Below are 14,725 nucleotides of genomic sequence, written 5' to 3' on the forward strand. Positions count from 1 at the left end.
TTTATCTATCCTTTTGAAAGGCGGCCTTTCGGGAAAGCGGCGCAAGCAGGGTGTTGATGTAGTCCTCGGTGAGCGCGATCGAGGCTTCGATGCTGATCGGCGCCGATCTCAGACTTTGGCGGATATAGAGGCCGTCGATCATCGCGGCCGCGCCCTCGGCGATACGTTCTGCGTCGTCGCCCGAACACAGCGCCTTGAGGTTGGCAAGCAGATTGGAGCGAAGCCGTCTCGCATAGATGACGAGGAAGCGGCGCGTCTCCTCTGAGCGCTGCGCCTCGGCATAGAAGGCGAGCCAAGCGGCAATCGTCTCAGGCGCGAATTGATCGGCCTGGAAACTGACGCGGATAATGGCGGACAGCTTTTCGCGCGGCGTCTTTGCAGCCCTCAACGCCATCACCGTGTTGTCGCGCAGCCGCTGTAGGTGGCTGCGGACGGTCTCGATCAGCAACTGTTCTTTACTGCCGAAATAGTGATGGGCGAGGGCGGGGGAAACGCCTGCCTGCTTGGCGATTTCAGACATGGTGACGGTCAGCGAGCCGTGATCGCCGATCACGCGCATCGCCGCATCCACAAGCGCCTTGCGGCGCACCGGTTCCATTCCAACTTTCGGCATTTGTCACCCAAACACTTACCGGATTGTATTTTTGATTGACTGATCAATCAACAAAAAAATCATTGTGCCGGATTGATTAACATCAGAAATCTCCTGCCTCTTTCCGGGATATGTTCCTGTATCATATTTCGCTAAACGAGGAGGTGCAGTCATGGTCAATGTACTGGATGAAATTCCGCCATCCGCCATGCGGGACAAATGGGGATGGTTTGTTGCGCTTGGCGTGTTTCTGCTCATTTGCGGCGGAATCGCGCTCGGCAATCTTTTCATAGCCACAGTCGCATCGGTCTATTACATCGGCATGTTGATGCTGATCGGTGGCGTCATACACCTGGCACATGCCTTTCAGGTCAGGGGATGGGAGCATATTCTCTTTTGGGTGCTGAGCGGCCTGCTCTATACGATCGCCGGCATTCTTGCTTTCGCCAATCCCTTGCTCGCCTCGGCGGCGCTAACGCTATTTCTTGCCATCGCACTTCTTATTGCCGGCACGTTTCGTGTCTGGGTTGGCCGCAAGCTGAAGCCGGAGCGGGGTTGGATATGGGTTGTCATCGGCGGCGTGGTGACCGCGCTCGCAGGCGTTGCCATCGCGCTCGGTTGGCCGGTCAACAGTCTTTGGGTGCTTGGTCTCTTCCTAGCGGTCGACTTGATTTTTCAGGGCTGGACGCTGATGGCCTTCGGCTTCGCTCTCAAGCGGTAAGAGCGGGTAACGGACTACTACTTTTTGACAAGAGGTGTGAGCGGCGCTACTCTTCCGGCGCTGCCGTGGAGGAGGGGAGCGGCGCTGGCTGACCTAACGGCAGGCGCCACGATCCGGAGCGGACGAGTCGACCGACAGCGTCTTGCAGGCTCCGGTATCTGTGTTGGAATATATCTCCGGCAAAGGGCTGTGTTTAAGACCAAAAAAGGGAGGAATATCATGCCGATGGTAACGGTTTCGATCTCTCCGCTTCAAGCAGCCGGCATTCGTGCGGCTGTCGACACGGGCACTTATGCTTCGAGCAGCGAAGTCGTTCGCGAGGCCCTGCGCATGTGGGATGCCGCACGCAAGCGCGGTGAAATCTGCGATGTGCCCCGTGCGGCCAATGAGCCCGATGGCGTGACGAAGAGCAGCCGCTGTGTTGCTGACATGTTTGCAGATTACGAGGCGGAAAGACGCCGGCATAACTGAGCGATGAACTCCGTGTGCACCGCGAGGCCATGGTCGCAGTGCTTTGGATCGAAGCGACTTCGGAATGGTTAATGCTCCTTTACCATTCACGAAACTTTCACATACGGGAAAGGTTTCGTTGACGGTTGTGGCGCATCTTGGGCCGAAAACGCGATAAATCCAAAGTTTTATTAAAAAACTTAGATCAAGATTCTTAAGTGGAGATTGGCATGTCCCTGACTGCCGCCGTTGAGCCAGGCGTGTTGCGCCGGTATGCCAGCGACCAGATTGTCACGCTTGCCAAACTCGTTATCGAAAATGCCTTCCAGCCAATTGTCGAGGCCGGCACCGGTGCGGTTTTCGGCTATGAATCCTTGATGCGCGGCCAGGAGCGTATCGGTTTCGACAGTCCGATGCAGATCCTTGATGAAGCTGAGCGCACGGGCCAGCTCCTCGGGCTGGAACAGATGGTGACAAGCCGGGCGCTGGCGAAATTTGCGACCCTTGGCAATGCCGGTACCGCGACCCTGTTCCTCAATCTCGATGTCCGCCTGATCCCGCAAGGCGAAATGCTGGTCGGCGGTTTACTGCAGCATATGAAGAAGGCCGGCATCGCACCGTCCTCCGTCTGCTTCGAATTTTCCGAACGTTTCGACAATACGAGCGTGCCCGAATTTTGCGGCCTGGTCACCAAGATGCGAGACGCCGGTTTCAAGCTCGCGATCGACGATTTCGGTGTCGGCCACGGCGAGATGAAGCTGTTGTCGGACTATCCTGTCGACTATCTCAAGATCGACCGGTATTTCGTCTCCAATATCCATCGCAGCGCCCGCAAGCGCCACATTCTTAGAAACCTCGTCAACATTGCCCACGTCCTCGGCACCCGCGTCATCGCCGAAGGCATCGAAACCGAGGAAGAGTTCCTGATCTGCCGCGAGTTCGGCGTCGATCTGGTTCAGGGCTGGTTTATCGCGCGGCCGACGACATTCATCAACGAGCTGAAGCCCAGCTTCCCGCATCTGCAGGATCTCGGCAAAATAGCGCGCAATAGCCAATCGCTGGACGAGATTCTCATCCGCAAGCAGATCGAAGTGCTGCCGACCATCCGCGAGAACGACAGCATCGACAGCGTCTTCGAACTCTTCCGCCGCAATCCGCGCCGTGCCTATTTCCCCGTCGTCAACGCCAACGGCGAACCGCGCGGCATCATTCACGAGTACCAGCTCAAGGAATATATCTATCAGCCCTTCGGCCGCGACCTCCTGAAAAACAAGGTCTATGAGCGTTCGATCTCGCATTTCGTCGAGATGGCGCCGATCGTCGGTTTGGATTCCGATGCCGATACGCTGATGACGATCTTCGCCAATATGGAAAGCAGCAACTGCCTGATCGTCACTGAGGGCACGCACTATGCAGGCATCGTTTCTGCCGCCTCGCTGATCAAGGTCATCAACGAGAAGCAGCTCAAGATTGCTCAGGACCAGAACCCGCTGACCGGCTTGCCCGGCAATCGCGCCATCCATGATTTCATGCAGAATGCCGGCCGCGACGGCGATGAGGTCAGGCATTTCTGCTATTGCGATTTCGACAATTTCAAGCCGTTCAACGATGCCTACGGCTTCCATCTCGGCGACCATGCCATTTCGTTGTTTGCGGCGCTGATGCGGCGTTACTTCTTCGCGGAACGCCATTTTCTCGGCCATGTCGGCGGGGATGATTTCTTCATCGGCGTGAGCGGCTGGAAGGTTGAGGAACTGCGCGAGGTTCTGGATAGGTTGCTTGCCGATTTCCACGCCGACGTCCTGGAATTCTATTCGGCGGAAGATCGCGCCGCCGGCAGCATGCGCGGGCATGACCGCAGCGGCGCTGAGGCGCTGTTCCCGCTGATGCGTTGCTCCATCGGCATTCTCGAACTGCCCGAAGGCCTCGTCATCGACGATATCAATCGCGTCAGCACATCGATCGCCGGAATAAAGGCCAAGGCGAAGGAAAACGAAATCGGCGTTGCATTCCTGAGCCTGGGCGAGACGAATTGACGCCCTCCCACTCTCGCTTCTTTTCAAGCGGCATGCGCTAAACTATCTCCACTGCTTTGCCGGGAGAGGAGAAATGAGCCATGGCCTTGCCGTCTGAAATGCGTTTTGTGGATTTGCCGTCCTTCGGCGCGCCCGAGGTCATGACGATCGCCCGCAGGCCTCTGCCGGTGTTGAAAGACGGCGAAATCCTCGTTCGTGTCGAAGCGGCCGGCGTCAACCGGCCGGATGTGGCTCAGCGTCAGGGCATCTATCCGCCGCCGAAGGATGCAAGCCCGATCCTCGGCCTGGAAATCGCCGGAGAAGTCGTCGATGTAGCGCCCGGTGTCACGGAATTCGCCATCGGCAACAAAGTCTGCGGCCTCGCCAATGGCGGCGCCTATGCCGAATATTGCGTTCTCCCCGCTGGCCAGGCATTGCGATTTCCGAATGGCTATGACGCCGTTCGCGCGGCCGCACTGCCGGAGACGTTTTTCACCGTCTGGGCAAATCTCTTTCAGATGGCAGGCCTGACCGAAGGCGAGAGTGTGCTGATCCATGGCGGTTCCAGCGGCATTGGGACGACCGCGATCCAGCTTGCCAAAGCCTTCGGCGCCACGGTCTACGCCACCGCCGGCTCGAAGGAGAAATGCGAGGCCTGCGAGAAGCTCGGCGCGAAACGGGCGATTAATTATAAAGAGGAAGACTTTGCCGAGGTCATCAAGGCGGAGACTGGCCATGGGGTCGATTCCGTCCTCGACATGATCGGCGCCGCCTATTTCGAAAAGAATCTGGCTTCACTCGCCAAGGACGGTTGCCTGTCGATCATCGCCTTTCTCGGCGGCGCGGTGGCTGAAAAGGTCAATCTGCAGCCGATCATGGTCAAGCGCCTGACTGTCACCGGCTCGACCATGCGCCCGCGGACCGCGGAAGAGAAACGCGCCATCCGGGACGATCTCCTCTCACAGGTTTGGCCGTTGCTCGACGAAGGCACCATCGCGCCCGTCATTTACAGGACGTATGGTTTCGAAGACGTCGTCGAGGCACACAAGCTGATGGAGACCAGCAATCACATCGGCAAGATCATGCTGAAGCTGGCTTGAGGGTCAACGACATCGCAACGGCGACGAGGCCGGGTAGGGCCATCAATCCATAGAGCCATGCGGCCGCCGACATACTACCCGGGATGCCGCCGGGGTCGGCAAGACCGGCGCTGTTGACGATGACGCCGGTAAGGGAAGAGCCGAACGCGCCGCCCAGAGACTGAACCGTCGAAATGGCTGCCGATGCCTTGTCCTGCTCGGAATTGCCGACGAGGCCGATGACCTTGGCGACCAGATGTGCCCAGCCAAGGCCGACGCCAAAGCCCATCAAGAACATGGCAACGACAGCCGGGCCGAGCAGAACAAGATCGCCGGACGGATTGTCCCTCGCCAGAAAAAGAATGAGCGATGCCGTGGCCGCGGTTTCAAGAAGGCAGCCGACGACAATTGCGATGCCGGCCCGCTTCCCCGAAAACGAGGCGCTGAGAAAGGCCGCGAGGGTCCAGCCGAGCGCGACCAAAGCGACCAGATAGCCTGAAACCAAGGGTGCCACGCCATGCAGGGTCTGCAGGAAATAGGGGATATAGATATCGCTCGTCAGCACCATCATGAGCGTGAACATCATCAGATAGAGCCGGGATATCGGCCTGCCGATCATGACTGCGCCTTTCGGCAGAAGCCGGTTCGCGCTTTTTCGTTCAATGGCAAGCATGGTGACAACCGAAACCATTGAAATTGCGATGAGTATGATCTTGCTCGACATCTGCTCGGTGGTTCCGGCGAGACTCATCAACAGGACCGCGGCAAGCAGAAGTGCAATCTGAAGGATTGGCGTCTTCTGTTGCAACCGATCATCCTCGACGCGCGGCAGCAGCCATCGTGCCGAGAGCGCCATGAGGCCCGCCAATGGCACGAGAACGATGAAGGCCTCGCGCCAGGCACTGCTTTGGGAAAACAGCCCGCCCAGCGTCGGCCCGAGCACGGTCGCGACACCCCAAATGGCGGCGTAAAGCGTCGATGCTTTCCGCCATAGCAGTTGTGGATAGACGAAACGGATGAAAGCATAGCCGAGAGCGCTCAGCATGCCGGCGCCAAAACCTTGCACTGCCCGACCGGCAAGCACGACCTGTATCACAGGCGCGATGGCGCAGATCAGGTTTCCGGCGCCGAATATCAGCGCCGCCGCGATATAGACGGTGCGCAGGCCAATGCCTCTCGGTCGTGTTGCGACGCTAATCGAGCCGAGCACGCCGGCCGCGACAAAGAGCGTTGTCATCCAGGAAAACAGCGCCAGGCCGCCGATGTCGCGAACGATGGACGGTGCGATCGTCGCGGTGATGTAGGATTCGACGGCATAGAGAACGACGCCACCGCCGAGCATCAGCGTTGCGGGCAGGAGCCCGGGTGAAAAGAGCGAGAAGACAGAGGCGGGTTTTGTCGTAATGGTTTGTTCGATGCTCGACATCGGATGATCCTCGGCATTTTCCCTAGCGAATAATTATTTTCCAAGTTATAAATTGGAAAATCACACAGCCCAAAAATTAAAACAAGCGAAAACTTGGAAAAATGCGTCAGTCGCCAGCCAACCGAATCCTGATCCTGTTGAAAACCGAGGGTCCGCAGCTCGCAGCGACGATCGGCGACGCGCTCGGCATATCATCGGAAGCGGCGCGTCAGCAGCTGACGAAGATGGCTGATGAGGGCCTGGTCGAGCCGGTGACGGAAGCGGCATCCGGCAGAGGCAGGCCGCGCCAGCTCTGGCATCTAACCCCAGCCGGCAATAGTCGCTTCCCCGACGGTCACGCCGACCTGACGGCGACGCTTCTGACGACCATGGCCAACCAGCTGGGGCAGGGGGCGGTCGATACAGTGATTTCTGCTCGTGAAGCCGAGACGTTGAAGCGCTACCGCAGCGAGATCGACGTCACCGCCGACCTGCCATCACGCGTCGCCGCACTTGCCGCCATCCGCACGCGCGAGGGCTACATGGCCGACCATTGGCAAGAAGAGGACGGCCCGCTTGTGCTAGTGGAAAACCACTGCCCGATCTGCGCCGCCGCAACGGCATGTGCCGGGTTCTGCCGCTCTGAACTCGAGACCTTTCGCGCGACCCTTGGAGCAAGCGTGGAACGCGAAGAGCACATCCTCCTCGGCGCACGACGTTGCGCCTATCGGATTCGAGTGGTCTAAAGCTAAGTGGCCATGCAGCCCGCACCGTCAATTTCAAGCCGAGCGCCCGAATGACGCCAGACAGCGTTTCCAACGTCGGATTGCCACCTTCACAGAACGCCTTATAGATCGTCTCACGGCTGACGCCTGCTTCCTTCGCGAGTTGCGTCGTCCCGCGAGCCCGGGCGACATCCCCGATTACAGCGGCAATCAACGCGGGATCACCGTCTTCAAATGCAGCCTCGACATAGGCTGCAATGGCTTCTGGGCTGTCCAGATGCTCCGTCGGGTCCCAAGGTTTGGTTTCGGATGCCATGATCAAGCCTCCTTCGCGAGTGCTTTGGTCTTTGCAATATCGGCATTCTGAGTGCTCTTGTTGCCGCCGCATAAGAGCAGAACGAGTGTCTGGCCGCGTTTGTGACAATAAGGCGATATTCCTGTCCATAGTCGATGCGAAGTTCGCTAACGCCTTCGCCAACAGGCTTCACATCATCGGGATTTCCGAGCGATAGGCGGCGAATCCTCACCTGAATACGAGCGATCGCGTTGATATCTTTGAGTTTGCCAAGCCACTCGACAAACTCCGCAGTCCGACGGATGGCAGCTGTCAATTATAATACACGAGCAATTGCTGCACCAAGGCTGGCGGATGACGATTGGCAATCCTGGGTGCAGCGGCTATCAGTAGCCTATCCCGCAAATCAAAGAGCACTTCCATCATGTCCAATCCTGTCTGCGTCGAAGTCACCCGTGGAAATCTCGTAGAAAGCCGTCATCGCGGCTCGGTCGCTGTCATCGATGGCGATGGGAAGGTGGTGCTGTCGCTTGGCGATATCGAGAGAGGCGTGTTTCCGCGCTCGGCCTGCAAGGCGATGCAGGCCTTGGCATTGGTCGAAAGCGGTGCGGCAGATGCCTATGGCTTCGGCAACACGGAGCTGGCGCTGGCTTGCTCCTCGCATAACGGTGAAGATGCGCATGTGGCGCTGGCCGCCTCCATGCTCGCCCGCGCCGGTCGGGACGTCAGCGCACTGGAATGCGGTGCACATTGGTCTTCCGACCAGAGGACGCTCATCCACCAAGCCCGCACCATCGACAGGCCAACGGCGCTGCACAACAATTGCTCGGGCAAACATTCCGGCTTTGTTTGCGCCTGCTGTCATCAGGGCATCGATCCCAAGGGCTACGTCGGTTACGATCATCCGCTGCAGCAGCAGATCCGCGCGACGATGCAGAGCCTAACGGGGGCGCCGCTCGGTCACGATAATTGCGGTACCGACGGCTGCTCCATCCCGAATTACGCCGTGCCGCTCAAAAACTTGGCGCATGGTTTCGCCAAGATGGCGACGGGCAATGGTCTGGAGCCGGTGCGGGCCAAGGCCTCGCGCCGTCTGTTCGAGGCCTGCATGGCCGAACCCTTCTACGTAGCCGGCACCGGCCGCGCCTGCACCAAGCTGATGCAGATTGCCCCCGGTCGCATCTTCGCCAAGACCGGCGCGGAAGGCGTGTTCTGTGCCGCAATTCCCGAACAGGGCGTTGCCATTGCGGTCAAGGCTGACGATGGCAATGGCCGCGCCGCTGAAGCCATGATTGCTGCCGCGCTCGCCCGCTTCTTTGAGGGAGGTAGCGACGTCCACGTCGGTCTGACGGCGATGGCCAATAAGGCGCTCAGCAACTGGAATGGCATCCACGTCGGCGATATCAGGGCGACGGCAACGCTGGCGGCATAGGGCAGCTTGGCCGTCATTGCGAAACTGAGGGGTTGCCGGGCGGAACTCGCAGAGTTGACGGTGTCGAACCGCCCAGACCTTGCGAATCCGCCGTTCGGGCAAGCTCCAGGTCCTCCGGAAAGTCGTATAGCTGTGCCAGCCGCCGGTCCAACAATTTCAGCTCTTCCTCTAAAGCAGGTCGGCGGAAATCGGGTAGCACCTGCAAGCTGTATTCCAGCACCGCGCGAACGCGGCGTGCGATCTGGAAATTTTCTGCGCCATAGAGCCGAATTTCGCTAAAGGTCAACTTTACGAAATCCTCCCAGTCCGGTGTCCTGCAGATGACCCGCAGTTCTCCGGATTGGCTCAAGATCGTTTCTCGGGTTAGATTGCGCTTGCCAACGAAGCAGAGCAGACGCTGCAACTGGTCGATCGCGAGCACAGCGGTCGTTGGGTCATTTATCGCCTTCGAGAGGGCCTTGATGGCAATATCCACGATAATCCGGAAGGCAAATGTCGGGTCTTGTTCAAGGGTCCGTTCCGGTCCGAAGGCGATCATCGACTTCAGGACGGGTTCCTCGGGAAATCGGCTGCCGTACAATCGAAAGAGGGGCTCGCCGGAAGCCACGAAATCGCCGATTCTTGGGACCAATTCGACGACCGACTGCGTTTTCTCGGCCAACGTCAGCAAGGCTTTTTTATTAATCGCCACGATGATGGCGGGCCGCCCCCTGTAGAGGATAACTTTGTCTGGCTGAATGCTTGGTCTCGGATCTGTGGTGGTGGCGTCAGCTTTCTCCGTCGCCATTGCGGGGTAGACGTCCTCGATGACCACTCGCCCCTCTTCGCTCACCCGCAAGACAATGCTCACGGGTCGCAGGAGACGGGCGGCGTAGTCGATCAAGTAAAGGAAGGCGGCTATGGACAGAAAACCTAAAAGAACCGGAATACCGACGACGGCTCGGTCGCTGTCGGTTTCCAGCCTTGCGAGCGTCCCCGTTGCAAACAGCAGCGTGAATATGAACAGTCCGACGGTAAATCGGATGGCGTTGTCGCTCAGTAAGGTTGTCGCAATGATCCGAGGCGTTAGCTGACCGCCAGCGATCTGGATTGCTACTAGCAGCGACCCAAACGTAAAGACGACGAACGTCAGCGTCATCGTGATGATCGTTTCCAGTAGCCTTTGGGAGCCGGCCACGCCCCATGGCCACGGTTCGATCCAGACCAACCACTGTTTAAATGGATAGGCGATGCGAATTGCTAGGACGTAAAGAGGTAAAGCGATGAATGGTACGAGCCACAAAGAAGATTTAATGTAGCTTTTGAGGCTATACCACCGGTTCCAGCCCATTTTGGTTCCCTCGGTATCCGAGCGGGACACCATCGCGGCATCACAGATTGCTGTCGAAAGACGATGATCATTCATTAGGCCTGTGAACGCATTGATGCCGATCAATCATGTTGGCCGCTTCTGCCGATAGGCAAAGTCGCCCTTCTCGTGGGCGGTGCTTCAGTCATTGGCGGTGAAAATGGGAACCTGTGCGCTGCGATAGGGTGCAAGGCTTGCTTCCGTAATGTCAGATGGCGCGACCATGCCAGAGACCGCCGTGACCGGCAGGATATGGCAGGGGGAGACGGCATCCAGCTTCTCCTGGGTCACCATCACATAGGTTTCCGCCGAACATTGCGCGATATGCCGCTTGATGGCCGCTTCCTCGAAATCGCCGGTCGAAAGCCCGTGAACGGGGTGGATGGCGGTGACGCCGAGAAAGAAGATGTCCGGCCGCACCAGTGAGATCGCCGCCATTGCCGCAGCACCCGTCGCCACCATCGAATGCTTGTAGAGCTTGCCGCCGATCAGGATTACCTCGGCCGTCGGATGATGTTCCAATTCGCCCGCGATCGTCGGGCTATGAGTTACGACGGTGAAGGCAAAATTTCTGGGCAGGTGACGGGCAATTTCCGCGGTCGTCGTGCCGCCGTCGAGAAACACCGTCCGCCCAGGTCGAATCATCCTTGCTGCGTAGGCGCCGAGTTGCCGCTTCACATCAGGCGACACCCCCCTTCGCGCCGAGAAGTCCGGCAGCTCCGGTGCGAGCGGCAACGCGCCGCCATGCACGCGCTTCAGTAGCCGTTCCGCCGCCATTTCTCTCAGGTCCCTGCGGATCGTGTCTTCAGACAGGCCGAAATCGTCGGCGATCGTCTTGGCGATCACCTGGCCGTCGCGCCGCAGGATATCGAGGATGAGGGTCTTTCGCTGGCCTGTAAGCATGCCTGTTTCCGCACGATAATTCATGAAATTTCGTGAAAATATCAGAAATGAGTCGACAATCAAGAAATTTAGCGCATATTCGTGCAAATTCCTGCAGGAAGCAGGAGGAAGAGGAGATGTAACATGTTGATCTTGATTGCCGGGCCGTATCGTTCGGGAACCGGGGACGATCCCCGGAAGATGGCCAAGAATCTCAGGCGGCTGGAGGAGCCATCCTATGCGTTGTTCAGGGCCGGGCATCTGCCCATGATCGGCGAATGGGTCGCCTTGCCGGTCTGGCATGCCGCCGGCGGCGAGAGTATCGGCGACGATCTCTATGGCGAGATATTCCACCCCACCGCCGGCCGGCTGCTGCAATTATGCGAGGGCGTTCTCAGGCTTCCGGGCGAGTCCAAGGGAGCCGACAATGACGTCCGTATCGCCAACGAACGCGGAATCCCGGTCTGGTACCGGCTGGAGGATGTGCCGGGCTGCGCCTAGCGGGCTGGTCATCCGGCCCTCGTCGGGCGGTGTTGACGCCGGTCTGCGCGTCTGCTCGTAGGGGCGGCGCGCAGACGGTATCCATCAAAAGCTTTCATAGCCAATATCCGCGTGTGCCACTTCCGTATTTCCTCGGTCGCCATTAACCTCAAGTGAGATCGCGGAGGAAACGGAAATGCTGAATTTGTATTTCGCACCGGGTAGTTGTGCGCTTGCCAGCTTGATAGCGCTCGAAGAGTCGGGCCTTCCCTACGAGGCGCGGCGCCTCAATTTAGTCAACGGAGAGCAGCGTTCGACGGAATATCTGGCGGTCAATCCCAAGGGACGCGTCCCAGCGCTGGTGACCGACAGGGGCGTCGTCACGGAAAACGTTGCGATCCTCGCCTATGTCGCGCAGATCGCACCGGCTGCCCGCTTGGCGCCGCTCGACGATCCCTTCGATTTTGCCCGCATGCAAGCTTTCAACAGCTATCTCGCCTCGACCGTGCATGTGAATCACGCTCACAAAGGGCGCGGCTATCGCTGGACCGACGACGCGGCGGCGATCGAAGCGATGAAGGCAAAGGTGCCGCAGACCATGGGCGAGAGCTTCGCGCTGATCGAGGAGAAAATGCTGGAAGGTCCCTGGGTGATGGGTGAGCAATATACCGTCGCCGATGGCTATCTTTTCACGCTGACGAGTTGGTTGTCGGGCGACGGCGTCGATCAGACCCAGTTTGAGAAGGTGAGCGCGCACCATGCGCGCATGCTGGAGCGTCCCGCCGTGCAAAGAGCTATCGCCGCCGGGAAGGCGTGATTAACCGGCGTCGAACGCAACTCGCAATTTCTTCGACGCCCGGAACTGCCAGGCCTCGATCAACCTGAACTTCAGTTCGTCGTCGCCGATGGCGGCGATACGCGTCGGCAGCGACGGCCAGCCGACATAGTGATCCGACTGGAAATAGATTTCCGGCGCCATCTCGATCAGCTGCTCCTTGCGGTCGATCGGCAGCGCCAGCACGATCGTTTCGTCATTCTTGATCGAAACGAAAGCCTTGCCGCCGACCTTCAGCGCCGGCGTACCATAGTGGGAGCTGACCTCGACCTCGGGCAGGCGGGCTTCTGCTGCAACACGTTGAAGGCGTTGGGAGATCGCGTCGATACCGGTGCTTATGGCCATGCTGCTACCCCTGGTCCGGCGATAAACCGTCCAAAACCATACATGATCGGGGCAGAAAGCCGAAGTGCCGGTTGAAATGGTTTAGCGCTCTCAGATGATTTGTGCTTTCCTCATGCGCATTCCTTCAATCTCGCGTCCTGCTTTTCCGCCTTCCTCCCCAAATTCTCCGGCATCAGTGGCAAGTCGGCCAGTTCCTCCAGCGACATGGCCGCCAGAGCTGGATGCTGTAATGGGTCGTCCTCGGGCTCACCGGCATCGCGCGGCAAGGTATTGAAGAAAAACTTAAGTATCGACATGATATGCCTCCTCGTTCTTCCGCCACGATGCGCCTAGGAGCACGTCAGACAACGGGAATGGTGGCGGTTCTAATTTGTGCTGCAATGATCGCGCGCATCGCGCAGTTTTTCAATTGAGAATGCCGGCATGCTGGTATAGATATTCTATATGAAAAATCTCAACAGCGTTCATCTGAACGGTCTTCGGGCATTGGAGGCCGTGGGGCGGCTCGGGTCGTTGCAGGCAGCTGCCGATGAGCTCGGCGTGACCATGGGCGCCGTCAGCCAGCAGGTGATCAAGGCCGAGGCGCAATTGGGGCGACCGGTTTTTGAGCGCACGCCGAAGGGCATGGTGGTGACGGGGGCGGGCATCTCGGTCCTGGCGCGCCTCGGCGAGGGTTTTCAGGCACTGTCTGCGGCGGTGACTGCCGCACAGCACCGCGACGACAATATTCTCACCATCTCGGTCGCGCCGGTCCTCGCCGCCCGATGGCTGGTGCACCGGCTCGATCGTTTCGCCAAGCTCCATCCGGACATCCGCTTGCGCATTGACGCCACCACGCAGCTCGTCAATCCGGCGACATCGGATGTCGACATCGGCATCCGCGTCGGCAATGGGCACTGGCCGGGCGTCAAATCCGAACTGCTATTGGCGCAGGAAATCTTTCCGGTCGTCACGCCGCAGATCGCCGCTACGCTCAAGCAACCCGCCGACCTTCTGGATGTGCCTGCCGTGATTGACGGACATGCCATGTTCACCTGGGATGTTTGGCTCAGAGAGGCCGGCCTTTCCGGCAGATGCATGGAAGAGCGGCATATGTTCAACGATGCCTCGCTCTGTCTCGATGCCGCCATGGCCGGCCAGGGCACGATGCTTGCCTGGCAGACACTGGCGGCCTATGCGCTGCAACAGAAATGTCTCGTGGATCCCTTCGGCATCCGCGCCAAAACTGGCTTTGGCCACTATTTCATCACCGCCGAAGGCGTTCTGGAGGCAAAAAAGGTCACCGCCTTCAAAGCCTGGATCAGAGAAGAGATGGAAGAGAGCATGCGGCTCTTCCGGTAAATGCCCCTCAGATCGGCTCCTTGCCGCGGGTTGCCTGCATTGCCTTATAGGCGGCACGGGACTGGCAACGCTCGATCCAGGCTTTCACCTTGGGATGACTGTCGAACAGGGCCTGCTCCGTCTGCGCATAACGCAGTACCTCTGCGAGATTGAGGTCGGCGACGGTGAAGCGATCGCCCAGAAGGTACTCCTGGCTCGCGAGGTGCTTTTCCAGCACGTCGAGTGGCCGCTTCAGCGACCGGCAGGCAACCGCGATCCCGGCCTTGCCGGCATCGGTGTTCTCTTGTGAACGGTCGTAGATGCGGACGAGGGCCACGGAATAAGGTTCTACCTCCGTTGCCGCCCACATCGTCCACATGCCGAGCAGCCCTTCTTCCTCCACCGTTTTCCCGGACAGCGGTCCGCCATACTTGCGGGCGAGATAGAGATTGATGGCGAGCGATTCATGCATGACGAGATCGCCGTCCTTGATGCTCGGGATCATGGCCATAGGATTTACCGCCAAGAACTCCGGCGACATCGTGTTGAGTGGCGCATCCGGGCTGATGGGATTGTCGAGCCGGCTAGCCTGCATCACCGGAACCGATTGAAAGGGAATGCCAAGCTCCTCCGCCATCCAATAGTTGCGGGAGGCGCGTGAGCGATAGACGCCGTAAATTGTCAGCATGGCCGGTCTCCAAAAATTGAGTCGGATGGAGGTTATTGGCGGATTTCGGTGAACGGAAGAGGCCCCCGTTCATATCTGCATGAAAGCTTTTGATGGGTGTATGGAGCAAGCAC

16 protein-coding genes and 2 pseudogenes are annotated in these 14,725 nt (G+C 58.8%); 9 read left to right on the plus strand and 9 right to left on the minus strand.

Annotated elements, in window-relative coordinates; all coding sequences use genetic code 11:
• Position 1: 1 nt before the first annotated feature.
• Complete coding sequence (betI, locus tag PY649_RS25230) at positions 2-613, minus strand: transcriptional regulator BetI (RefSeq protein ID WP_285871587.1); 612 nt, start codon at positions 611-613, stop codon at positions 2-4.
• A gap of 151 nt (positions 614-764) precedes the next feature.
• Between betI and PY649_RS25235 the strand changes: the two genes are divergently transcribed.
• From PY649_RS25235 to PY649_RS25250, 4 genes are all read left to right on the plus strand, one after another.
• Positions 765-1,313, plus strand: a complete 549-nt coding sequence (locus PY649_RS25235; protein ID WP_285871588.1) for an HdeD family acid-resistance protein — start codon at positions 765-767, stop codon at positions 1,311-1,313.
• A 219-nt stretch (positions 1,314-1,532) separates the two neighbouring features.
• Complete coding sequence (locus PY649_RS25240; RefSeq protein ID WP_285871589.1) at positions 1,533-1,784, plus strand: ribbon-helix-helix domain-containing protein; 252 nt, start codon at positions 1,533-1,535, stop codon at positions 1,782-1,784.
• Between the two features lie 209 nt (positions 1,785-1,993).
• Entirely contained in the window at positions 1,994-3,799 is a 1,806-nt protein-coding gene (locus PY649_RS25245) for a GGDEF domain-containing protein (RefSeq protein WP_285871590.1), read from the plus strand.
• 80 nt (positions 3,800-3,879) lie between these two features.
• On the plus strand, positions 3,880-4,878 hold the full coding sequence (locus PY649_RS25250) for an NAD(P)H-quinone oxidoreductase (protein WP_285871591.1): 999 nt from the start codon (positions 3,880-3,882) through the stop codon (positions 4,876-4,878).
• On the opposite strand, the gene PY649_RS25255 is transcribed toward PY649_RS25250, so the two are convergent.
• On the minus strand, positions 4,859-6,283 hold the full coding sequence (locus PY649_RS25255) for an MFS transporter (RefSeq protein ID WP_285871592.1): 1,425 nt from the start codon (positions 6,281-6,283) through the stop codon (positions 4,859-4,861). The genes PY649_RS25250 and PY649_RS25255 overlap by 20 nt on opposite strands.
• A 101-nt stretch (positions 6,284-6,384) precedes the next feature.
• Here PY649_RS25255 and PY649_RS25260 point away from each other — a divergent pair, with 101 nt between their 5' ends.
• Positions 6,385-7,008, plus strand: a complete 624-nt coding sequence (locus PY649_RS25260) for a helix-turn-helix transcriptional regulator (RefSeq protein ID WP_285871593.1) — start codon at positions 6,385-6,387, stop codon at positions 7,006-7,008.
• A gap of 34 nt (positions 7,009-7,042) precedes the next feature.
• On the opposite strand, the pseudogene PY649_RS25265 reads toward PY649_RS25260, so the two are convergent.
• Positions 7,043-7,375: pseudogene (locus PY649_RS25265) on the minus strand (addiction module antidote protein); the annotation flags it as partial.
• Positions 7,306-7,586, minus strand: a pseudogene (locus PY649_RS25270) (type II toxin-antitoxin system RelE/ParE family toxin). The pseudogenes PY649_RS25270 and PY649_RS25265, both read right to left, overlap by 70 nt.
• A 120-nt stretch (positions 7,587-7,706) precedes the next feature.
• On the opposite strand from PY649_RS25270, the gene PY649_RS25275 reads away from it, so the two are divergent.
• A complete protein-coding gene (locus PY649_RS25275) occupies positions 7,707-8,714 on the plus strand; it encodes an asparaginase (protein ID WP_285871594.1) in 1,008 nt (335 codons plus the stop codon).
• A 13-nt stretch (positions 8,715-8,727) separates the two neighbouring features.
• Here PY649_RS25275 and PY649_RS25280 read toward each other — a convergent pair whose 3' ends face one another.
• A complete protein-coding gene (locus PY649_RS25280; protein WP_285871595.1) occupies positions 8,728-10,149 on the minus strand; it encodes a DUF2254 domain-containing protein in 1,422 nt (473 codons plus the stop codon).
• Positions 10,150-10,203: 54 nt separating this feature from the next.
• Positions 10,204-10,965 carry a DeoR/GlpR family DNA-binding transcription regulator gene (locus PY649_RS25285; protein WP_285871596.1) on the minus strand — a complete coding sequence of 254 codons (762 nt, stop codon included), beginning with the start codon at positions 10,963-10,965 and terminating at the stop codon, positions 10,204-10,206.
• 123 nt (positions 10,966-11,088) lie between these two features.
• Between PY649_RS25285 and PY649_RS25290 the strand changes: the two genes are divergently transcribed.
• Positions 11,089-11,445 carry a DUF4406 domain-containing protein gene (locus PY649_RS25290; RefSeq protein ID WP_285871598.1) on the plus strand — a complete coding sequence of 119 codons (357 nt, stop codon included), beginning with the start codon at positions 11,089-11,091 and terminating at the stop codon, positions 11,443-11,445.
• 175 nt (positions 11,446-11,620) lie between these two features.
• On the plus strand, positions 11,621-12,241 hold the full coding sequence (locus PY649_RS25295) for a glutathione S-transferase family protein (RefSeq protein ID WP_285871599.1): 621 nt from the start codon (positions 11,621-11,623) through the stop codon (positions 12,239-12,241).
• Here PY649_RS25295 and PY649_RS25300 read toward each other — a convergent pair whose 3' ends face one another.
• Positions 12,242-12,604: an MmcQ/YjbR family DNA-binding protein gene (locus PY649_RS25300; RefSeq protein WP_432761405.1), complete on the minus strand. Its 363-nt coding sequence runs from the start codon at positions 12,602-12,604 to the stop codon at positions 12,242-12,244.
• 110 nt (positions 12,605-12,714) lie between these two features.
• A complete protein-coding gene (locus PY649_RS25305; protein ID WP_285871600.1) occupies positions 12,715-12,900 on the minus strand; it encodes a hypothetical protein in 186 nt (61 codons plus the stop codon).
• A 148-nt stretch (positions 12,901-13,048) separates the two neighbouring features.
• Between PY649_RS25305 and PY649_RS25310 the strand changes: the two genes are divergently transcribed.
• Positions 13,049-13,945 carry a LysR substrate-binding domain-containing protein gene (locus PY649_RS25310; protein WP_285871601.1) on the plus strand — a complete coding sequence of 299 codons (897 nt, stop codon included), beginning with the start codon at positions 13,049-13,051 and terminating at the stop codon, positions 13,943-13,945.
• Between the two features lie 7 nt (positions 13,946-13,952).
• Here the strand turns inward: PY649_RS25310 and PY649_RS25315 are convergent, their stop codons facing one another.
• Positions 13,953-14,612 carry a glutathione S-transferase family protein gene (locus PY649_RS25315; RefSeq protein WP_285871602.1) on the minus strand — a complete coding sequence of 220 codons (660 nt, stop codon included), beginning with the start codon at positions 14,610-14,612 and terminating at the stop codon, positions 13,953-13,955.
• Between the last annotated feature and the right edge of the window lie 113 nt (positions 14,613-14,725).

It is taken from the genome of Rhizobium mayense, assembly GCF_030272705.1.
GTDB classification, from domain to species: Bacteria; Pseudomonadota; Alphaproteobacteria; order Rhizobiales; family Rhizobiaceae; genus Rhizobium; species Rhizobium mayense.